17 protein-coding genes are annotated in these 22,892 nt (G+C 32.6%); 8 read left to right on the top strand and 9 right to left on the bottom strand.

Annotation, left to right across the window (positions count from 1 at the left end; genetic code table 11):
• The first annotated feature begins 136 nt into the window (after nucleotides 1-136).
• Nucleotides 137-1,453 carry an APC family permease gene (locus P2W65_RS12355; RefSeq protein ID WP_289665903.1) on the top strand — a complete coding sequence of 439 codons (1,317 nt, stop codon included), beginning with the start codon at nucleotides 137-139 and terminating at the stop codon, nucleotides 1,451-1,453.
• A 59-nt stretch (nucleotides 1,454-1,512) separates the two neighbouring features.
• The gene (locus tag P2W65_RS12350) at nucleotides 1,513-2,139 is read left to right on the top strand and encodes a putative polyvalent protein kinase domain-containing protein (RefSeq protein WP_289665901.1); all 627 of its coding nucleotides are present in this window, start codon (nucleotides 1,513-1,515) and stop codon (nucleotides 2,137-2,139) included.
• A 48-nt stretch (nucleotides 2,140-2,187) separates the two neighbouring features.
• Here the strand turns inward: P2W65_RS12350 and P2W65_RS12345 are convergent, their stop codons facing one another.
• The 3 genes from P2W65_RS12345 to P2W65_RS12335 form a co-directional block, all read right to left on the bottom strand.
• Nucleotides 2,188-4,539 carry a hypothetical protein gene (locus P2W65_RS12345; RefSeq protein WP_289665900.1) on the bottom strand — a complete coding sequence of 784 codons (2,352 nt, stop codon included), beginning with the start codon at nucleotides 4,537-4,539 and terminating at the stop codon, nucleotides 2,188-2,190.
• Entirely contained in the window at nucleotides 4,499-5,524 is a 1,026-nt protein-coding gene (locus P2W65_RS12340) for a hypothetical protein (RefSeq protein ID WP_289665898.1), read from the bottom strand. The genes P2W65_RS12345 and P2W65_RS12340 overlap by 41 nt, the downstream gene beginning before the upstream one ends.
• Before the next feature lie 331 nt (nucleotides 5,525-5,855).
• Nucleotides 5,856-8,489, bottom strand: coding sequence for a valine--tRNA ligase (locus P2W65_RS12335; RefSeq protein ID WP_289665896.1), 2,634 nt, complete (start codon nucleotides 8,487-8,489; stop codon nucleotides 5,856-5,858).
• Nucleotides 8,490-8,730: 241 nt separating this feature from the next.
• On the opposite strand from P2W65_RS12335, the gene P2W65_RS12330 reads away from it, so the two are divergent.
• Nucleotides 8,731-9,111 (top strand): DUF1573 domain-containing protein, encoded by a 381-nt coding sequence (locus P2W65_RS12330; RefSeq protein ID WP_289665894.1) that lies wholly within the window; start codon nucleotides 8,731-8,733, stop codon nucleotides 9,109-9,111.
• 124 nt (nucleotides 9,112-9,235) lie between these two features.
• Here P2W65_RS12330 and P2W65_RS12325 read toward each other — a convergent pair whose 3' ends face one another.
• From P2W65_RS12325 to P2W65_RS12305, 5 genes are all read right to left on the bottom strand, one after another.
• Entirely contained in the window at nucleotides 9,236-9,718 is a 483-nt protein-coding gene (locus P2W65_RS12325) for a hypothetical protein (RefSeq protein WP_289665892.1), read from the bottom strand.
• A 146-nt stretch (nucleotides 9,719-9,864) separates the two neighbouring features.
• On the bottom strand, nucleotides 9,865-11,994 hold the full coding sequence (locus P2W65_RS12320) for an OmpA family protein (RefSeq protein WP_289665890.1): 2,130 nt from the start codon (nucleotides 11,992-11,994) through the stop codon (nucleotides 9,865-9,867).
• 10 nt (nucleotides 11,995-12,004) lie between these two features.
• Entirely contained in the window at nucleotides 12,005-12,931 is a 927-nt protein-coding gene (locus P2W65_RS12315) for a PorP/SprF family type IX secretion system membrane protein (protein ID WP_289665889.1), read from the bottom strand.
• A 30-nt stretch (nucleotides 12,932-12,961) separates the two neighbouring features.
• Complete coding sequence (locus tag P2W65_RS12310) at nucleotides 12,962-15,586, bottom strand: T9SS type B sorting domain-containing protein (protein ID WP_289665887.1); 2,625 nt, start codon at nucleotides 15,584-15,586, stop codon at nucleotides 12,962-12,964.
• Between the two features lie 135 nt (nucleotides 15,587-15,721).
• The gene (locus tag P2W65_RS12305) at nucleotides 15,722-17,047 is read right to left on the bottom strand and encodes a PDZ domain-containing protein (RefSeq protein WP_289665885.1); all 1,326 of its coding nucleotides are present in this window, start codon (nucleotides 17,045-17,047) and stop codon (nucleotides 15,722-15,724) included.
• A 123-nt stretch (nucleotides 17,048-17,170) separates the two neighbouring features.
• On the opposite strand from P2W65_RS12305, the gene P2W65_RS12300 reads away from it, so the two are divergent.
• From P2W65_RS12300 to lgt, 5 genes are all read left to right on the top strand, one after another.
• Nucleotides 17,171-18,367 carry a pyridoxal phosphate-dependent aminotransferase gene (locus P2W65_RS12300; protein WP_289665883.1) on the top strand — a complete coding sequence of 399 codons (1,197 nt, stop codon included), beginning with the start codon at nucleotides 17,171-17,173 and terminating at the stop codon, nucleotides 18,365-18,367.
• Between the two features lie 185 nt (nucleotides 18,368-18,552).
• Entirely contained in the window at nucleotides 18,553-19,224 is a 672-nt protein-coding gene (folE, locus tag P2W65_RS12295; RefSeq protein WP_091495932.1) for a GTP cyclohydrolase I FolE, read from the top strand.
• A 133-nt stretch (nucleotides 19,225-19,357) separates the two neighbouring features.
• Nucleotides 19,358-20,839, top strand: coding sequence for a cysteine--tRNA ligase (cysS, locus tag P2W65_RS12290; RefSeq protein WP_289665881.1), 1,482 nt, complete (start codon nucleotides 19,358-19,360; stop codon nucleotides 20,837-20,839).
• A gap of 105 nt (nucleotides 20,840-20,944) precedes the next feature.
• A complete protein-coding gene (yidD, locus tag P2W65_RS12285) occupies nucleotides 20,945-21,193 on the top strand; it encodes a membrane protein insertion efficiency factor YidD (protein ID WP_289665880.1) in 249 nt (82 codons plus the stop codon).
• Between the two features lie 61 nt (nucleotides 21,194-21,254).
• Nucleotides 21,255-22,214: a prolipoprotein diacylglyceryl transferase gene (lgt, locus tag P2W65_RS12280; RefSeq protein WP_289665878.1), complete on the top strand. Its 960-nt coding sequence runs from the start codon at nucleotides 21,255-21,257 to the stop codon at nucleotides 22,212-22,214.
• 58 nt (nucleotides 22,215-22,272) lie between these two features.
• Here the strand turns inward: lgt and P2W65_RS12275 are convergent, their stop codons facing one another.
• Complete coding sequence (locus P2W65_RS12275) at nucleotides 22,273-22,887, bottom strand: acyloxyacyl hydrolase (RefSeq protein ID WP_289665877.1); 615 nt, start codon at nucleotides 22,885-22,887, stop codon at nucleotides 22,273-22,275.
• Nucleotides 22,888-22,892: the final 5 nt, after the last annotated feature.

Here is a 22,892-nt window from a genome sequence, read left to right as displayed (position 1 = left end):
ATTAGTATTTTTCTAGATTTTTTTTTAAAGGTCAAACCTCATCTTGCAAAAGGTGAGGTTTTTTATTTTGTCAAAAAATGTTCTTCATTTATAAGTACTTTTGTCTTTAAAACCATTTTAATTTTAAATTCCCCATATGTCCCATTCCAAAGAAAACCAATTAAAAAAAACACTGGGTTTAAGTTTTAACATTGCTGTATTAATTGGTGGCACAATTGGTGTCGGGATTCTGCGTACGCCGGGTTCTATCGCAGGACTATTAGATAATTACTGGCTAATTCTTGCTTCTTGGCTTTTTGGAGGTTTATATGTTTTATTGGGAGCTAATTCGTATTCTGAGTTGGCAACAATGTTACCAAAAGCTGGTGGTTCTTATAATTATATCAAAAGGGCTATGGGCGAATATGCTGGATTTTTATCTGGCTGGTTTGATTATATTGTCAATGCCATCCCTCCTGCTTTTTACTGTATTGTAATTAGTGAATATACTATAATTCTATTTCCATCACTTGCCAATTATTCCATCGTAATTTCAATCTCATTACTAGTCGCATTTGTTTTGTTGCACTTAAGCGGTGTCAAAAATGGAAGTGTGATTCAGCAAATCACAAGTTTCTTAAAAGTGATTTGTTTTGTGGCTTTGGTAATTGCATGTTTTATGTATTCAGGAGTTGAAGTTCCAAAAATCAAAACCAATAGTTCCTTCTTTCAAATCGGAATTATTTTTGGCTTTTTTAAGTCATTACAGCTTATTATAGGAACTTATAACGGCTGGAATGCCGTTTGCTTTTTTGCTGAAGAAAATGATAATCCAAGCAAAAACATTCCGAAATCTTTATATAGCGGAGTTTTACTCGTTGTCGTAATTTATATTCTAGTAAATGCTGCATTTTTTCATGTATTGCCAATCGAAACTTTGGCAAAATCAAATTTGGCTGCAGCCGATGTTGCTAAAATACTTTTTGGAGAAAATGGTGCTAAAATCGTTACCATAATTTCTATTTTCTCTTTAATAAGTATTCTGAACGCGTTTATGATGATTCCGCCAAGAATTCTCTACGGATTGAGCCGAGACGGATTTTTCATCAAAGAGGGAACACAAGTCAATAAAGGCGGAACACCAATTGTAGCGCTTTTGGTTTCATCTCTTTTTAGTTTGTTTTTAATCTGTATTGGTTCTTTTGAAGTGTTGTTTTCTTTCGCCGCTTTTATCTCTATAATTGTTTGGGGACTCGCCTATTATTCCCTTTTAAGACTAAGAACAACTGAACCAGATTTACCAAGACCTTACCGATCATTCTGGTATCCGTGGACAACGATATTAGCGATCATATTTTCTATCGCATTACTGGCAGGTTTCATTTACAGCGATCCTAAAAGTTTTATTATTATTGTTGCGATTACGATTGTTTCTTATCCTTTGTTTTGGGTTTTGGACAAAAACAAAAAGTAATACAAAACTTACTTTTGTTTTATTTTTTGATAAAATGCACTATTTTTGTATTTAACAATATGAAACATGAATTACAACTTATCATTTCAGGAAAGAGCAAAGTTAAGCATGGAACAACTATCCAAGCAGCAGCCAGTTACCTTAGAAGAAGCCAAAGCGCAAGTACAATGGCTAAAGAATTCAAGCATTTCAAAAAACAAGAAAAAGAGACCTTAGAAAAGTTTATAGAATTAAACAGTCTTTGGATTTTAGATATCAATCTTGATAATTATATTTCTGAAGGAGCAGAACAAAAAGTCTATTTAAAAGATGGAAAGCATGTAATCAAACTTAATGACTCTATTTATTATCATTCTTGGATAGATTACTTCAATAATTTATTGTTAAATAACTTCTTTTTCCCAGACACAGCATACAATTTATTAGGCTTTTTCAAAAATGAAGACATCATATATGCAGTTGTTGAACAACCTTTTGTTAAAGCAACTGAGCCAACAGATCTAGAAGTTGTAAAAAAGTTTATGCTTGTAAACGGATTTTTTAATACAAAAAATAACGACTACTATAATCCTGATTTAGGGATTATTCTTGAAGATCTTCACGACGAAAATGTATTGACCGAAAATGGCATTCTTCAATTTATAGATACCGTTTTCTATATAAAAGATAATTTTTACGAAATATAAAAAACCGACAGATTTTTAGAACCTGTCGGGTTTAATCATAAAGCAAATCTATCTTCTCGCCTTAAAATATTCTTCAAAAGAACTGCAATCAGACATTAGATCAACATAATCATCTGCATATTTTGATTTTAAATCCTGATAGTATTTATTTTTACTTAAAAGAAAATCATCATAATTTTCAATTTTGCTATCGTAATCATCAGGGTATTGATATTGTAATTTGTTTTTTTCGCATCTTCCTATCATTCTCAAGCATAAGGCTTTAAATTTATCATTTTTAGCATGCTTTAACGCTAAAAGATAATATTGCTGTGCTAAATTACCTTGAAAATATTCTTTCTCATCTTCAAAAGGAGTATCATCAACATAATGATGCCAATTATAACGGCGCATCATCCATGAATTTCCATTTTGTGTCATGTTATAATAAGCATTCGCTGCTAAAAAATAATAATAGTCCTTATTCAATTCTTTAGGATCAGAAGCCTTTTTAAGATATAACATCAAATGTTCCGTAATGCTTCTTTTATTTAATCTAAAGAACTTTTCTTGCTTAATAAACTCAGGAGTATACTTAAGGACAAAAAACGGATTTGCATCAAACATATCTGATTCTTTGCAATTTGGCTTTTCCCAAAAACAATCTGCGTAACTGGCAACTTCTTCAATATCCAATTTTCCAAAATATTCAGAGGCTAGTTTGAGATTGTTCTGACGGATGTATTTTGTTCCAATCAAATCGTATAATCTTGAAATTTCTTTTTTAAGATAGCTTTGCTTCCATTCTGAAAATGAATCTAGCTTCTCTCTTTTATTTTCAATCTGTTCTACTATTTCCCGTACTTGTTCTGGCGAATAAATCACATCTATATATTCGAAATAATCAGAATAAAAATCTCTATACGAATTGCTTTTGTTTTTTAAAGTTTTCCAAACCGCTGTATTATTTTCAGAATAATCACGAGGCTCTGTCACAACTTCATTGAGCTTTGAATATAAAAAAGCGGCATCCAATGTATTCTGTTTGTATTCTAATTCCCTTCCAATAGCAAATAAAAATTTTCTATTTTTTTGATTTTCAAGCAGAATTGGTTTTACTGCATCTAAAATAACAGCTTTTCCTTTTTCCTGATTGGCAGTTAAGGCTAATGCTTTTATAATTTTTATTTGATTATAAAGAGGATCTGTTTTCGAAATTTCCTTTTCTACAACGGCAATTTCATTCAAACAGCTTTGGTTGTTTTTTGTTACAAAAGATAAATAAGACTTTCCTAACTTCCATAAAATTGGGTCATTGATTTTTTTAAGTTTTACATTGCTTACAAATTGCAACACTTTGCCAGCATAAACCCTATCATTTTCAACTCTATTTAAAACATCTTTTATCGAATTATTTGCATCGTCTGACCAATAATCATATTTTGAAACTGCTGGATTAAATAAAGAATAATAAGGTGTAAAAACCCAATCCTCAATTTTATTAATTTCTCTCAGCAACAAAAAAGAAAGGCCTTCAAATTTTGGATTGTATTGATAGACTTTCTCTAAACAAAACAAGGCTTGATCGCTCTTTTTTACACCTGCTAAAAAGTAAACATTGGCTCTTTCTTCATCATTTTTAGCATACTTTAAAACATCTTCCAATGAAATTTTGGAGTTGAAAACCTGAGAAATCATAAAACGTTTATCTGGGGCTTTTACAAAAACCTGTGCCGCATAAAAATTTGCTAAAGCTTTATCAGTTTCTACAAGTGTCCTAAAATATAAACTCCAGTAATTAAGGATGTCTTTCTTTTTTTGGTTTTTAAAAATAGTATCATACAATGATTTGATTTGTTCCAAATCATTATTATAATAAGCCAGTCTAATAGCCAAAAAAGTATATCGCAATTGGATTTCTTTATCTTTAACCTTGTTAGAAATCGCTACTGCTTTATCTATTAGATCTTTTCTCTTTGGCATTGCAGCTCCTTCCTTTTTTTCCCATGGATCGCCATACATTCCATTAAGAGGTTCGCAGTTTTTAGCAAACTTCAAATAATTTATAGCTTCTATATTTTTAGTTTTATAAAAATACAGAAGCATTTCATTCGAAGATTTTTCATTAATCTCTTCTTCATTAAAATCATATAAAATGCTTCGTATAGCTTCGATAGAAACTTTATTCCGACAATATTTTATCCAAAGGTTTTCATTCTCATCGATTGAGCCTTCTGGATACACTCCGTCTATATTTGGGTAGAATGAATTATAAGAATAATTAAATTCTGAATAAGAATAGTAATTAAAATTGGAAGGATTAAAAAATGAATATCGGATTTCTTCTCCAAACGGATAAAAACCACAAGCAAAAATGCTATTACTTACTAAAATTAGTATAAAACCCAGAAAGTTCTTCATTGCTGTAATTGCTTAATTGTTCTTCGTCTAAATGAAATAATGTTACTGTAGTGTTCATATCAAAGTCTACATTTTTTTTAATTACTTTGATGGCTTCATTAATTTTCTCTGAAGTCAGATTTTCATATTTAATCTTATCTCCAATTCTTAAATAAAAATTATCAACTACTGTATCTTTTGTGACTTCATACCATAAAGGTTTAATTTCTTTCAAAGATTTTAAAATCTCTTTCTGTCCGTCGTAAATCACTGTATAAAAATGATCGTTTTTATATACCTGCATCCAAGAATAAGTAGGAAGTGCAATATCTAAATGCAAGGGATATTTTCGTTTTTTATTGAGATATAGTTTTAATTCTTCAATATCTAAAATGGAGTTTTTAGAATGATTCCCTAAAGGATTTATCAAATTATAACACATTAAAGTTGCTTTGTCTACAGGAGGAATGCCCATTTTTTCGGGATATTTGTAAGGATATAATCTCAACGTACAGCTAATTTCTTTTTTGGAAACGGCCTTCAATTTCTTCAAAAAATAAAAATAATTATCTTTTGTTGTCAAAGTCCAGTCACAATCCATTTGAAATTCCTTTGTCGCAATAGCTCCTTCAAATCTTTCATTAGCATATTTATTAATCAAAAAAGCAACATTATTGGCCAGTGTATCCATCCTTTCCCTATTCGTATTTTTAAAAACCTCGTTTTTAATATATACTGTTGGAACAATTAGAAAATCTTCCTTTTGATAAAAACGCAAAGACGTTTTGGAAACAGGAAAATCCCCATAAGCTTCATTATGATCAATCTCAAAAAACTTAATGTACAATTTCCTGACTTTTAAATCTTTTAAAACCTGGCTTTCCCTTGAATTCAAACTCCAGCTGTTACTTTTCCAGTAATAAAAAGATTTCTCAACATTCTCAATTTTGTTGGAGCAAGAGAAAAAAAGAGTAAAAATGAATGCAAAAAACAAGATTTTTTTCATTTGAAAAAGAAAATTTAGATAGCGTAAAATCGTATTAAATTTATATCTTTTTGAAATACAAAAATCAAAAAAATCAGACTATTTTTTAGAAAAAATGGGACATGTAAAAACAATAAATCTGATTGTCAATAAAGAAGAAGACAATGCTTCTGTCATTATGAGGAACGAGGAATCACACGCGAAATTCCACAAAGAAAGTCGCCAATCTTTGTCGATCCACTAGTGTGATTCCTCGTTCCTCGGAATGACAAATTGCATATAAAAACAAGAAACCCGACAGGTTTTAAAATCTGTCGGGTTTAATTCTATAAATTAATAGAAACTCTAGATTTTATTTCAAACCAGCCAAACTCTGCTCAATTGTAGCAATTTTTGCCAAAGCATCAGCTTGTTTTTGTTTTTCTATATTTAAAACTTTTTCCGGAGCTCCGTTTACGAATTTCTCGTTTGAAAGTTTTGCTTCAACAGATTTTAAGAATCCTTTTGTGTAATTCAATTCTTCTGTCAGTTTTGCAATTTCAGCTTCAACATCGATATTTCCTGTAATCGGAATGAAATATTCATTTGATTTTACACGGAAAGATAAGGCGCCGTCTACTTTTTCAGAAACATATTCGAAAGCCGAAACGTTTCCTAATTTCGTTACAACTGAATCAAAATAAGTCGAAAGATTTTCGCTATTGATTCCTTTTAATTCGATTGCATCTTTAAACGGAATATTTTTGTCTTTTCTGATTGTTCTGATTCCAGAAATTACTTCAATTGAATTTTCAAAATCAGCAATTAATTTAGCGTCAAATGGTTTTAATTCTGGCCAAGTTGAAACGATTAAAGCTTGTTCTGGCGTTCTTTCAGCAATTAACTGCCAAATCTCTTCTGTCAAGAAAGGCATGAAAGGATGTAATAACTTCAAGTTGCTTTCTAACATTTCGATCGCTTTCGCGAAAGTTACGCTGTCAATTGGCTGTTGATAAGCCGGTTTAATCATTTCTAAGAACCAAGAACAGAAATCATCCCAAACTAATTTGTAAATCGCCATTAGTGAATCTGAAATTCTGTATTTGTCAAAATTATCTTCAATGTCAACTAAAGTCTGCTGTAATTTCGCTTCGTACCATTCGATTGCTACTTTTGATGATTCTGGCTGCGCGATAGTTTCTGAAACCTCCCAACCTTTAATCAATTTGAATGCATTCCAAATCTTGTTTGAGAACGCTTTTCCTTGATTACATAATTCTTCATCAAACATGATATCGTTTCCTGCAGAAGCACTTAAAAGCAATCCTACACGAACTCCATCAGCTCCAAAAGCATCGATTAAATCTAAAGGATCAGGAGAATTCCCTAATGATTTAGACATTTTACGACGTTGCTTATCACGAACTAATCCCGTCAAATACACATTTGTAAATGGTTTTTCACCAGCATATTCGTAACCTGCAATAATCATTCTCGCAACCCAGAAAAATAAAATATCCGGACCAGTAACCAAGTCATTTGTTGGATAGTAATATTTGAAATCTGGACTTTCTGGATCCATAATTCCACCAAAAACAGACATTGGCCATAACCATGATGAAAACCAGGTATCTAACGCATCAACATCTTGTTTAAGGTTGTCGGTTGTTAGTTGTTGGTTCTTGGTTTTTTCTTTTGCTAAAGCTAATGCATCTTCAATATTTTCTGCAACTACGAAATCTTCTTTTCCGTCTCCATAATAGTATGCTGGGATTTGTTGTCCCCACCATAATTGACGAGAAATATTCCAATCGCGAATGTTGTTTAACCAATGTGCATAAGTGTTCTCAAAACGTTTTGGATGTAATTTAATTTCTCCTGTTTCTAAAACCGATTTAATTGCTGGTTTTACTAAATCTTCCATTTTCAAAAACCATTGATCTGATAATCTTGGTTCGATTATGGCTTTGGTTCTTTCAGAAGTTCCCACTTTATTTAAATGGATTTCGGTCTTCGCCAAAGCTCCAATTTCTTCTAGTTCTTTTGCGATTTCAGTACGAACCACAAAACGATCTTTTCCTTGATAATGTAATCCGAAGCTGTTTAAAGTCGCGTCTTCATTAAAAATATCAACGATTTCAAGATTGTGTTTTTCACCTAAAGTTTTATCGTTCATATCGTGCGCAGGTGTTACTTTCAAACATCCTGTACCGAATTCTACATCTACATATTCATCTTCAATAATTGGAATTACTCTTCCGCAGATTGGAACAATCGCTTTTTTCCCTTTTAAATGTGTAAAACGCTCATCGTTTGGATTAATACAGATAGCAGTATCTCCAAAGATAGTCTCAGGACGTGTCGTTGCAATCGTCAAGAAATCTTCTGAACCTTCGATTTTATATTTTAAGAAAAATAATTTTCCTTGTTGTTCTTCGTAAATAACTTCTTCGTCAGAAAGTGTTGTTTTAGCTTCCGGATCCCAGTTTACCATACGGTATCCTCTGTAAATTAATCCTTTGTTGTATAAATCAACAAACGATTTAATTACAGAAGCCGACATATCTGGATCCATAGTAAATTTGGTGCGTTCCCAATCGCAAGAAGCACCTAATTTTTTAAGCTGTTCTAAGATTGTTCCGCCGTATTTATCTGTCCATTCCCAAGCATGTTTTAGGAATTCTTCGCGGGTTAAATCATTTTTGTTGATTCCTTCTGCTTTTAGTTTCGCTACCACTTTTGCTTCAGTAGCGATCGATGCGTGATCCGTTCCCGGAACCCAACAAGCGTTGAAACCTTTTAAACGTGCACGACGAATTAAAACATCCTGAATCGTATTGTTCAACATATGTCCCATGTGAAGGACTCCAGTGACGTTTGGCGGCGGGATTACAATTGTATAAGGTGTTCTATGATCAGGTTCTGAATGAAAATAGTTATTTTTCATCCAGTAATCATACCATTTGTTCTCGATCGCTTTAGCGTCAAATTGTGCTGGAATTGTCATTTACTAGGGTTGTTTAATCGTTAATTTGTTTAATTATCAATTTGTTTTGTTGCTTAATCGTTTTGAATATTTCAGCTAAACGATTATACAGTTAAACAAATAAACCAAAACTTTGGTTCAATTTTTGTAATTATAATTGACAGCAAAAGTAAATAATTAAGTAGACTATAAAAAGAGAAATAATAATTTGTGTGTTAATTAAAAGAATGTATATTTACTTACAATTAAAAACTGATTTCATATGAAAAATGCAGCCTCTTTTATTGCAGTCTTATTGTTTAGCGCAATAGGTTATGCACAAAATGGCCCTAAAATTGAATTTGCAGCCCCAGACAATACAATTGATTATGGAAAAATTTCTAAAACTGATAACGGACTGCGTTCCTTTGAATTTACAAATACTGGAGACGCTCCTTTATTAATTACAGGTGCAGAATCAACTGTAAGCTCTATTGTTGTTACAAAACCTGCTGCTGCAATTCAGCCGGGCAAAAAAGGAAAAATTGATGTTAAATACAATATGGTTTCAGGACCAATTCGTAAAACCATTACTGTTGAAACAAATGCAGTAAATTATCCTGACGGGCGTGTAGCTCTTAAAATTAAAGGTGAAGTTTTGTAAAAAACTTAAATTTATAAATTGTAAAAAGCCGTTTCTATTGAAGAAACGGCTTTTTTTTATCTTTCTAAGTTAAACACGACAGGTTTAAAAAAAATGTCGGTTTACTAAATTGTTGTTGTTTTTATTATTTAGCAGTACATTCAACGGCATCAAATTTATATTTTACTTTTTCAAAATCGATTGGTTTGTCTTTAACCAAATACGTAACTCCCATTGTAGTCTGCATAGTTCCGTTTCCTAAAATAAGCTGTTTGTCACGTTTTAAAAGTGCCATTGGGTTTTTAAATGTAGTATTTTTTGTAGCCGAGTCTTTAAAAGTATAATCTACAAATAAAGTATCTCCGTGAAATTCTCCCGCTACTTCTCCAGTTCTTACTGTTGAAGGCGCAACTTTCATAACCATTTCACCTGATAACTTTCCGTTCTTCAAAGTATTCAGTTTCAAATCAACCGTATCTTTTTCGTAGATCGCTTTGTAGCATTCTGTGCTTACAACTGTTTCTCCTTCAGCTTTTGCCGTAGCAGCTTCTTTTTGTTTTTCTTCATTTTTACAACTTTGAAATCCGATACAGATTACAAGCAGGCAAGGTAAAACTAGATTTTTCATATTTTCTTTATTTATGTTTCAAGGTTATTTTATAAAATTAAATAAAAAAGAAAACAACTAAAATGTTTTGGCAAAATTTTTCTGTAAAAATAAAGCCTGAGAAAATTCAATCTTCTCAGGCTTACTTAATGTCTTAAAAATAAACTTTATAATTTCTTAATTACAAATTCAGATCTTCTGTTTAACTCATGGTCTTCTTCAGAACAAGCTTCATCCGTTTTACATTTTATAATTGGAACCGATTCTCCGTATCCTTTTGCAGAAACTCTTTTAGCATCTATTCCAGATTGAATGATAAACTCTCTAGTTGAATTGGCTCTTTTTTGAGATAAATCTTCATTGAATTTAGCATTTCCTCTTGAATCTGTATGTGAACCAATTTCGATTACCATTCCTGGATATTTTTTCATTAATTCCACTACTCTTCCTAAGACCACTTTTGATTCTTTGCGGATGTACCACATATTATAGTCAAAGTAAATTGGATCTGTTTTGATGATTAGTCGGTCTTTATCTTTTATTACATCTTTTTCCTGTGCTAAAATCTCTTTTACTTTCTCTTGCTTTTTAGCCTCAGTTGCTGCAATTTCTTGCTCTTTGGCTTTTTTCTCTTTCTGTTTTAATTCAATTGCAACAAGTTCAGCTTTTTTCTTGTTTTCTTCTTCTATAATAATTTCCTGCTGTCTTTTCTTTTCCGCTTTTTCCTTCTCTTCCAGTTTGATAGCTTCTAAAGATTTTAAAGCCAATGAAGCATCATTTGTTTTATCTCTTGTTTTATCTAAAGTTAATGTTTTTGACTCGTTTGTATATTTTTCTTTAAAAGCCGAAACTTTATAAGAAGCTTCGCAGGCAACAGTAAAACTGAATTTTCCATCAGCAGCAGTTGTTATTGTATTTAAGGTCTTATTTTCTGAATCTTGCAGAATTACAGTGGCGTTTTCTAGTGCCAATTGAGTGTCAACATCTGTAATTGTTCCTGCAATGAATTGTTTACAATCCTCTACAATTAAATCTTTGATTTCTTTGAATTGATAAATGTCGTCACTTCCCTTTCCTCCCTCTCTGTTGGACGCAAAAAAACCTTCTTTCGTATTCGAATCAACATTAAAAGCAAAATCGTCTGAATTAGAGTTTAAAGGCAGTCCAATATTTACTGGTTTTGAATACTCGTTTCCGTTTATTTCAGAAACAAAAACATCTAAAGAGCCATAGCCTAAATGTCCATCTGAAGAAAAATAAAGTTTATTATCCGAAGAAGCAAAAGGAAATTGTTCTCTTTTATCTGTATTAATTTCTGGACCTAAATTCTTTGGCGTATCAAATGCTCCTCTATTAATATTGACCGAATAAATATCAAAAGATCCTAAAGATCCCGGCATATCTGAAGCAAAATACAAGATTTTTTCATCAGCGCTTAAAGCTGGATGTTCCGTTGAATAATTCGGACTATTGAATGGAAGTGATGTTACATTTGTCCATTTACCATTTACCAGTTCTGCTTTAAAAATCTGAAGGCTTGAGATTTTCTTATCATCTCTCTTTTTTCTTCCGTTTTTAGAATTGTTTCGAGTAAAATACATCGTTTTTCCATCTTTTGTAAAAACGGCATTAGACTCATGCATTCCTGTTTTTAATTCTTTAGCAAAATAATGTACAATCGAATCTGAAGAATTAATATTTTTCAGTGGAATTGTAACTAAATTTAAATAAGTTGCATTATCCCATTTGTACTTTTTATCAAACAGATTAGGTTTCAATTTAACACCTGCAAAAACCAAATTATCATTGTATTTTACTGCACCGAATTCTGAATTAGGCGTATTTATCGGAAGATTTTTTATGTCAAATCTTTTCCCAATTGCCGATACGTTTTCCAGCGTTTTTAGTTGTTTTTCAAAATTGACAAGATCCTCGGTATTAGCCGATTTTGAATAATATTCTTTTAAAGCGACGTTTGCATCATCATAACTATTGGTTGCTTTTAAAGTTTGTGCATATCTAAAATAATATTCGCGATCTAAATTATTGCTGTAGCTATTAACCAAAAGTCGGTAATAACGTTGTGCTTTAACCAAATTGTTGGTGTAGAAATAAGAATCGGCCAAGTTTTTTATTACTTCCTGTGAAGGTTTTTCTTCTGCAAGTCTTTCATACAAAACAATTGCTTCGGTATAATAAGTTCTATCAAAGAATTTCTTAGCTCTTACCAATTCCTGATTTTGAGCCTTTATAAACTGTATTGAAAATACGAATATAATAACGAGTAGTTTTTTCATATTTTTCATTTTAGAAGAATCTTGGTGATTTATCAAAACCTTTTCCTAACAAATCTAAATCGAACAACAACATAATTTCATGTGTTCCCGAATTAAACTGACCGAAATTTGTCAATGTATAATCATAAGCATAACCCACTCTCAAAGTAGGCGTTACATTGATATTAAACAAGGCACTTACAGAATCGTCAATTCTATATGCTGCACCAAATTCAAACTTTTCGTTGTATAAAACATTGGCAGTTACATCTAAAGTTATTGGTGCTCCTTTGACAAATTTTGACATAAATGCTGGTTTTAATTTCAGTGCATCATTCAGCTGAAAAACATAACCTGCTGTTAAAAAAGTATGTATTTCTTCTGAGCCAAAAGCATTGATTCCTGATTTTTCTTGAATATATTTTGATTTCAACAAATTTGGAACGGATAATCCAACATAAAGATTATCTCTAAAATAATAAGCTCCAACTCCAATATTAGGTTTGGTTGCATTTATATTTTCTGAAAAAGCAAAATCGGTCTGCGGATCTGTAAAACGAAAACCATTAAAATTGCTCTGTATGGAAGAAAACCCAGCTTTTAATCCTAATGAAAGTTTATTTTGTCCTCCCAATTTTAAGACATACGCAAAATCAGCATAAACATTATTTTCTTTTTTAGCACCGTCTCCAATATCATCAGATATAAATGAAACTCCAGCCTCAATTTTTTCTGTAATCGCGCTATGTGCAAAAAAAGTAAATGTTTTTGGAGCTCCTACCGCTCCAACCCATTGTGTTCTATACAGTCCTCCAAAATTCATCATAGCGGGTACTCCTGTCGCGTATGCTGGATTGACTGCACTCATATTATACATATAATGTGTATACTCTGGATCTTGCTGTGCGCCAACTGATAAATAGAAAAGGAAATTTATAAAGAGTAGTATTTTTTTCATTTGAAAATTATATTAAAAACATAAAAAGATTTATCGATTTAAATAAAGACGGCCTTGCTTCGACGGTTTGTTGTCCTTATTGAAATGCAATACATAAAAATAAACTCCATTGGGTGCAATTCCGCCAGCGATGCCGCTTTTTTCGTAATTCATACCATCCCAAGCTGGTTTATTTTTATCCCCTTTATACATTCCGTTTCCGTATCTGTTATAAATTTCAAGAGTATAATTTGGATATAAAAATTCAATATCTTTTATTACAAATGAATCATTGACACCATCACCATTTGGAGAAAATCCGTCAGGCACAAAAAAGTCATTTGGCACATTATCACATTCTGTCAAGGTTACTGTGACTTCTATATATTCTGAAGAAAAACAGTTTGTGCTTGGAAAATTATATCCGTAATATTTCCCTTGTTCGACCAAAGGTTTTGTAGGCGATAATAAATTCCCATTTGGAGCATCATACCAAACTACTGTTGCTGGCACATTGGTATTATTGGACAAATCTGCAATAGTTGGATTATTTAGTCCGCAGAAATTCTGTCCATCCGAATTTAATACTGGAACAGGAGAATCGTCTATAGTAACTGTAACCGCTGCTGCTTCTGACGTACAGCCTGCGGCAGACGTTTCTTTAACATAATATGTTTTGGATTGCAAAAGTACAGTACCCGCAAGCGGTGTTGCTGCTGTTGCAGATTCATACCATTTAAATTGATTCCCATTCGGAACTAGATTGGAAACTGCTGCTTCGTCTACTTTACAGAATGATTGTGGATTTACGGTTGGTGCAACTGGAATTGGATTTATAATAAAACTATCTAACACATTATTCAAGTTACTATCGCAACTTGTCACATTGTTCTTTAAATTGGTTAGTGAAATAATTGTAGAACCAGTGTTTAAAAGCAATCCAGGAGGAATCTGAAATTCAGCTTTCCCTCCTGCGGCAGTAAGAGTTATCATTTCAGAAGCTATGTTATCTCCCAATAGCATGTAGGTAATTGTTATATCCGTCAGACTGCCTAATCCTGAAATTGTTGCAGTAACGGGATCATTAAGACAACGATCGTTTACAACAACACTCACGGTTGCAGCATTTGGAAGCGGATTTATAATTAAATTTCCTCTTATATTAGCAGTATTGGTACAGCCTGTAGCAGTATTGGTAATATTAGTAATCGTAATAGTCGATGCTCCACTATTTACACTTAAATTTCCAGGAATTATAAAATCTGAAATACCTCCAGTAACTGTAATATTCTGTCTCTGTCCTAATGTAAAATTGTCTCCTGTAACATTATAAACAATATCATAATTTCCATCTGGCAGTAGGGCTGCATTTGTTAAATGAGCTTGAGCATCTTTATTTTGGCAAGTCGGATCAAATGTAAGCAAGGCTCCATCTAAACGCGGAATTGGATGAATCTCTAGAATATCTGATAAATCATTAATAATATTAGCACAGGCTCCTTTACTTAAAGTTGAAATAATATTTGTAATGGTTAGAGTAAATTTTCCAACTTGTCTAAAATAAGAAGGCGAAACTGGAAAAGTAAGTACACCATTTACAAAACTAGAAGTAATGGTTTGCGAACCTCCATTTGGCCCCGATACATTAAAAGTTACTTCATATTGTCCATCAGAAATAGATTGTGCTCCTTGTGTTAAGGTAGCTGAATATCTAGCGGTTGGTATTTCGGGCTCGCAAATATCTTTAACCACATCAACTTTTGCTCCTGTAAAATCGAGACGTTGTTCTATAGTAACCCTAACTGTAGCAATTTTGTCTGGGCAGACTTTATTATTAGGAGTAGCATAAACTATATAATTATATTCGTAGTCGCCTGGTCCGTTTAAATTATATTGTTCTTCCAGATTCACAATATGATCTGTTGGAGAGACTATTCCTGGTCCGCTCCATTCTCCTCCGCTGTCTTGCCCGGAAAGTCTAGTATCTAAGTCTAAAGCAGTATATTGTGAAATCTGAGTATCAGCACAAATAAGTAAATTGTTAGGCGTTCCTTCTCTAGGTGCTCTAACTACCGTTATAATTACGGTAGAAGAAGGTGAAGCGTTAGAACAAGCAAGAACTGGCGGAACAGTGTAAGTATACTGATATTGCCCATTTTTATTAGTCACTCCAATTGTTGATTGAGGCACAACATTTCCATCAACATCCGTCCAAACTCCATTTGTATGAGGAGCCATAACAGTACCGTTGAAAGCAGTAAAGAGGTTGAAAATATTTTCATCACTACATACCGTCGCATATGGAGCCGCAACACCCGCATAGGCACCAATAGTTACAGTTACTATTGCTTTGTTATTTGTACAGCCTGCTGTTGCAGGTGCTGTATAAGTATAATTATAAACACCTCCTTGACTGAGAAGCTGCGCATTCAGCATTCCAGTTGCAGCAGTTAATCCACGTGGATTTGTATTGGCAGTCCAAGTTCCACCTGGAACAGGATTTCCACCTAATAAAGAAAACAACGAAATGTTTTGATTTGCAGGATCCGCAATAGTTGTACATAAATCTAATTGTGCGTTAGATCCTGCACATTGTGCATTGATTTTTGCAGAGAAGATCAAAAAGAAAGTAAAAACAAATAAAAATTGTAAGAAATTAATGTAGTTTTTTACCATAGATTAAATTTTTGTTAAACATAATAAATTATCTAGGCAAAAAACTAATTTTAACAAACATTTTTTCACAAAAAAATAAAATATATCTCAAAATTAGAGTAAAAACTTATTTTAATCCAAGCCATTTATAAATTCTTAAAGCTCATCTTCTAATTTAAACCTGAATTTCAACACTAAACTATTACGTTCCACTTCCAAGTTTATCCATACATCATCTTCTGATTTTAGTAGATTGTTTATCTGCTGTAAAGTGTATCTGTAAGGCTGTATTTTATTTATGCTTACAATAATATCTCCTTTACGAAGACCGCATTTTTCTGCTGCAGAATTCTTTCTTACATTAACAATTTCATAGACCGGTTTAAGAGCAAATTTATACTTAAAATTATTGTTATTTCTTTCTCTCTCCTGTATTTCGTCAATTGAAGATGCTACTCGGACTGTCTCCATATTAACCGTTTCCTGGACCCATTGCAATCCATTATGCTGTACTGTAATACCACTTTTATTGTAAGTAAAAGGTTCTCCAAACTTGCTGTTTCTCTTTAAATATAATTCTTTATTTTTATAGTCCAAAACTAAAGTAAAGCGCTTAAGAACTTCTCCTCCAACTGAGCCGATACGCCCTGGAACCATCTTTACATTTCTAATAGAAATGGAATCGGGAAAGGATACAATGGGTTTCTTAAAATCAAATTCATCAATAGAAAATTTATCGATTTTAGCTCGGTGTCCTTCAATATCACCGCTAAATCCTTTTCCTAAAAAGTCTGGAAAGTTTCGATCTGGAAGTTTAATCTTATCATTCTCAAAAATCCAAAAAGCATCACTGTTTCCTATATCAATTAGCAGTTTTGCAGGTACTTGTACATTGTTGACCGTCGCTGTGGTTATTAAATAAGGTTTTGATCTTTCTATAGTTATCGGAATCTTTCTAAATTTCTTGTCTAGCTTTTCTTGAAATTTATTATTCTTGGCATGAACTATAATTTTCTTTTTTTGATAATTAATTTCAACCAAATTATTTTTAAAGAATTTATGTCCAATAATTCCATTAACAGGAATTCCGATATGAGAAGACAAATTAAAACTTTGATCCAAAATAATATAAACCATATGGTCACTAGATTTTAGGCCATGAGTTTCTAAAATATTTTTGGTGGACTTCAAACCTTCAATTTCTTCTTCACTTCCTAATCCACGGAGTTTGATTTTTTCAACATTATTAAAGCTTACTTCCTGCTTTTCTTCCATGCTGAATAAAATAGTTTCTTCGACACCAGAATCTAATAGAAAATTAAGTTCTATTCCGTTAACTTTTATCGGAATAAAAATAAGGTTATTAATCAATTTAAAGGGCACTGTAGCCTTAGCTGCATTGTTTTGTAATAAAAAATCGCCTTGTCCAAAAAGCAAAAAAGGTAAGAATAACCCAAAAAACAATACTATATATTTTTTCATTGACAATATTTTATTATAAAATTAGCAAATATATTTATTATTGTTACATTTTTAGAAGTACCCTTATTGTTTACGTTAAATTGGAAAAAAAAATGCAAATTTGCACTTCAATAATTTATACTCATGCCAACAATTTCACACAAAGGCAGAAACATGCCTGAATCTCCGATACGCAAGCTGGCTCCTTTTGCTGATTTAGCAAAGAAAAAAGGACACAAGGTGTATCACTTAAACATTGGTCAACCGGATATCAAGACACCGGAAGTGGCCATCGAGGCGGTAAAAAATATTGATTTGACTCTTATAGAATACAGTCCGTCTGCCGGATATGAAAGCTATAGAAAAAAATTAGCACAATTTTACCAGCGCCAAAATGTAAACGTTAACACAGAAGACATCATTGTAACAACTGGTGGTTCTGAAGCCTTACTATTTGCGCTGGCCACAATTACAGATCCAGGAGATGAAATCATTATTCCGGAACCTTTTTATGCTAATTATCATGCCTTTGCATCTTCAACAAGTGCAACTGTTGTTCCGTTAGTTTCTACTATCGAAACTGCTTTTGCATTACCAAGCATCGAAGAAGTGGAAAAACTAATTACACCTAAAACAAAAGCCATTCTGATTTGCAATCCTGGAAATCCGACTGGATATTTATATTCTGAAGCAGAAATTAAGCAATTAGCGAGTCTAATTAAAAAACACGATTTATATCTAATTGCTGATGAAGTATATCGCGAATTTTTATATGACGGAGATGATGTACATTTTTCTGTAATGAATCTAGAACATGTACAGCAAAATGTAATCATGGTCGATTCTGTTTCTAAACGTTACAGTATGTGTGGCGCAAGAATTGGCTGTCTGGTTACGAAAAACAAAGAAGTTCTAGCAACAGTAATGAAATTTGCTCAAGCCCGTTTGAGTCCGCCAACCATTGAACAAATTGCCTGTGAAGCTGCAATAGACACTCCTCAAAGTTACTTTGACGAAGTTATTGCAGAATACAAAGAACGACGCAATACTTTGATTGCAGAATTAAATAAAATTGACGGAGTTATTGTTACCAAACCAAAAGGTGCTTTTTATTGCATTGCAGAATTACCAATAGAAAACTCAGATGATTTTGCACAGTGGCTTTTAGAAAGCTACAATTTAAATGGCGAAACCGTAATGATTGCACCGGCAAAAGGTTTTTATTCGACACCAGGAATGGGATTAAATCAGGTTCGTATTGCTTATGTTCTAAACAAACAAGATTTAATTACAGCCGTAAACATCTTAAAAGAAGCTTTATTGGTTTATAATAATAGATAAAAATATTCAAACATAACTTTCAAAAGACAATAACTATTTTCGTTATTGTCTTTTGTTTTTAGAATCAATTTTAAATTATATCCAAAAAGGAACAATTAAATCGTAAAAACCATAGAAAAGGTTTCCCATTTATTAATTATCTTTACCGCCTTAAAAAGATATACCCATTATAATAGTAGTTTTTAATGATAAATAACGAAGATTTTTTAGACGAAATTGGTGACAGTCACTTCAGCAGTAATGCAAAAAACCCTTTAAGAGCAGATGCTTTTGATATCACTGACGAAGAAAAAATAGAAAAAATAAAAAAAGATGTTGAAAACATTCTGCAGACTCTTGGAATGGATTTGACAGACGACAGCATCAAAGGAACTCCAAACCGAGTTGCAAAAATGTTTGTAAAAGAGATTTTTGGAGGTTTAAACCCAGCAAAACAGCCAAAAGCTTCAACTTTTGACAACAACTACAAATACGGAGAAATGCTTGTAGAGAAAAACATCACTGTTTATTCTACTTGTGAACACCACTTATTACCAATCATCGGGCGCGCACATGTAGCTTACATTTCAAGCGGAAGAGTTATTGGTTTATCCAAAATGAACCGTATTGTTGAATATTATGCTAAAAGACCACAGGTACAAGAGCGTTTGACAATGCAGATTGTTCAAGAACTCCAAAAAGCCTTAGGGACAGAAGATGTTGCCTGCGTTATTGATGCAAAACATCTTTGTGTAAATTCAAGGGGAATTAAAGATATCGAAAGCAGTACAGTAACATCTGAATTCGGTGGAAAATTTAAAGATCCACAAACAAAAAGAGAATTTCTTGATTACATTAAACTAGACACTCAGTTTTAATTTTTTACAATTATTTCTATTATATTTATGATCTAGCCCTGATAGAAGCGGCATCCTTTTATGGCGGGGTTCGCCATAAAAGATACAGCGGATAGCAGGATTAGCTCCTAAAACAAACAATTAAGTTAAAAATATGCCACTATATAGCAGTCAACCCTTAAAAATATACAATTCACTATCTGGTGAAAAAGAAGATTTCAAACCCATCCATGATGGAAATGTTGGAATGTATGTTTGCGGCCCTACCGTATATAGTAATGTTCACTTAGGAAATGTTAGAACTTTTATGTCTTTTGATGTAATCTTTAGATATTTTCTTCATCTGGATTATAAAGTTCGTTATGTTCGTAATATTACTGACGTGGGGCATATCGTAGATGACGTTGATGAAGGTGAAGATAAAATTGCTAAAAAAGCACGTTTAGAGCAATTGGAACCCATGGAAGTAGTACAGCGTTATACTGTAGATTTTCATAATATTCTTAAAGCTTTCAACTTCTTGCCTCCAAGTATTGAACCAACTGCTACTGGACATATTATTGAGCAAATCGAAATCATCAAAAAAATAATTGATAAAGGCATTGGATATGTTGCTAACGGATCTGTGTATTTTGATGTTGTAAAATACAACGAAACTAATAATTATGGCATCCTAAGCGGTAGAAATATCGATGATATGCTTGCCAACACACGTGATCTTGACGGACAATCTGACAAAAGAAACCCACAGGATTTTGCACTTTGGAAAAAAGCCGAGCCAGAACACATTATGAGATGGCCTTCGCCTTGGAGTGATGGTTTCCCTGGATGGCATTTAGAATGTACCGCTATGAGCACCAAGTATCTTGGAAATCATTTTGATATTCACGGAGGTGGAATGGACTTAAAATTTCCTCATCACGAATGTGAAATTGCTCAAAATGAAGCTTGTACTGGTCAAGCTCCGGTAAATTACTGGATGCATGCCAATATGCTGACTTTAAATGGAAAGAAAATGGCTAAATCGACTGGAAATAATATCTTACCAGGCGAAATCCTTAGCGGTGATAACAATATCTTAAGCAAACCGTTTTCCGCGTCTGTGACACGGTTCTTTATGCTTCAGGCACATTACAGAAGTATTTTGGATTTTTCTGACGATGCTATTGTTGCTGCTGAAAAAGGCTATAAAAGATTAATGGAAGCTGTTGAGGCTTTACCAAACATTACAGCTGGAAATACAAGCTCTATTGATTTTGCAGCATGGAAACAACTTTGCTACGATGCAATGAATGATGATTTCAACACGCCGATTTTAATTGCACAATTATTTGAAGCTGTTCGTTACATTAATTTATTAAAAGATGGCAAAGAAACTATTTCCACAGCTGATTTAGCAGATTTTACAACAGCAGTAAAAGCATTTGTATTTGATGTTTTAGGTCTTAATGACGAGAAAAATGCTGATGGTGATAATGACAAATTAGAAGGTGTAGTAAATATGCTTATTGGAATGAGAAACCAAGCCAGAGCAGACAAAAACTTCGCGCTTTCTGATCAAATTAGAGATCAATTAATTGCTTTAGGAATTCAGCTAAAAGACGGAAAAGAAGGAACTTCATTTAGCATACAATAAAAAGTGTTCAGTATTCAGTTTTTAGTGTTGAGTTAGGCAAAAGTTTAAATCTGAAAAGTAAAAAACTGAATACTAAAAACCGAACACTGAACACTTAAAAAAAATATGTTATCCAAAATTCTAATATACCCTTTTGTACTCTTAGTGCGTTTTTATCAAACTGCAATTTCCCCGTTTACTCCGGCGTCTTGCAGATTTGAACCCACCTGCTCTACTTACATGATACAGGCTTTACAAATGCATGGATTGTTTTATGGCGGTTTTTTAGGAATTAAACGCATTTTGAGTTGTCATCCTTGGGGAAGAAGCGGTTATGACCCTGTACCAGAAAAGAAATGCAATCACAAACATTAACCTTTTACAAAGCGGTACTTTACATTAAATATTTATTTTTACAATATATAAAACATTTTACATGACACACGCCTTAAATTTTGTTTGGAATCCTTCGGAAGGAATAAATCTAGGATTTTTTATGATTCGTTATTACAGCTTAATGTTTGTAATTGCCTTTCTTTTAGGTTGGTTTTTAATGAAAAAGATTTTCCAAAGAGAAAATGAATCAATAGAAAAATTAGATTCCTTATTTGTTTGGACAGTACTTGCTACTTTAATCGGAGCGCGTTTAGGCCATGTTTTCTTTTATGATTGGGAATATTTTAGAAATCATTTAATTGAAATCGTTTTACCAATTAAAGAAAGCGAAACCGAAACTCTTTTTGGCTTTATCAAAGGATGGGAATTTACAGGTTTCCAAGGATTAGCTAGTCACGGAGCAGCAATTTCTATTATTGTTGCAATGTATTATTATAGTAAAAAGATTTTAAAACGTTCGCTTTTATGGATTTTGGATCGTATTGTAATCCCTGTTGCAAGCGGTGCTATTTTTGTACGTTTAGGTAATTTCTTTAACTCAGAAATTATTGGCAACGAAACAACATCTGCGTTCGGAATTCGTTTTTTACATGATGCAATCAACAAAAATGAAGCTGTACAAAAAACAGGAATCGCCGATCCAAAAGAAGCATACAATGCTATTGCTACAAACCCAAAGTTTGCTAATTTACTAGCAGAAGTCCCTGCAAGGCATCCAGCACAATTATACGAAGCGTTCTCTTACATTTTTGTATTTGCCATTTTATATTTCTTATACTGGAAAACAAATACAAGGCTTAAGTCTGGCTATTTATTTGGATTATTTTTAGTTCTTTTGTTTGTAGTTCGATTTATTGTTGAATTTGTAAAAGAAAGCCAAGGGGGAATCGAAAAGAACTTAGGTTATTTTTCTACAGGACAATGGCTGAGTATTCCATTCATTATCATCGGATTATTCTTCATGATTAGAGCGCAAAGAAATCCTTTGGCCGAATCCTAAAATATATTTTTAAAAATAAAAAGAATGCCCAATATCAGCCGATATTGGGCATTTTCTTTTATAATTGGCACGAAATACCAAACTCAATATTTTTTGAATTATAGCCCGCATTTGAACTTCCTAATCCTGCATTAGAAACATGACGCAGACTAGGACGAACATCAAATTGTAATTCCTTATAATCAAGAGTAAATCCAACAGCAAAAACATCCGCAAAGGCAAAACCTTTAGACATACGTTCTGTTTCAGCATCTGCAAGCATCGGACCAATACTTCCCAACGCATAACAAGAAAAAATCTTACTAATGGGCTTTCTAACAAGAAAACCAATATTAAGAACATATTCATTAACATTCTTCAGCCTCATATATTCAATACGTTTCTGCTCAAAATTGAATACTTCAGGTTTTACAAAATACAAATTAAGCAATTGATGTTTTCCGAAATTAACCTCTGGCTGTATTAAAACTTCATATTGAAAACTTCCAGTTTCTTTAAGTTTATAATACAACTGCACTTTATAAAAACGATTTGTAAATGTGTAATCCTTATTATTGAATTCTCTTCCAAAACCATAATTCACACCTATTCTACCTTTGTTATTAATCTCCTGCGCTTTAAACCGCATCAGAGTAAATAATAAAATAATAAAGAATATCCATTTTTGACTCATAAATC

This window comes from Flavobacterium panacagri (genome assembly GCF_030378165.1).
GTDB classification, from domain to species: domain Bacteria; phylum Bacteroidota; class Bacteroidia; order Flavobacteriales; family Flavobacteriaceae; genus Flavobacterium; species Flavobacterium panacagri.
The sequence above is the reverse complement of the archived record's forward strand: the minus strand, read 5'-3'. Positions and strand labels throughout refer to the sequence as shown.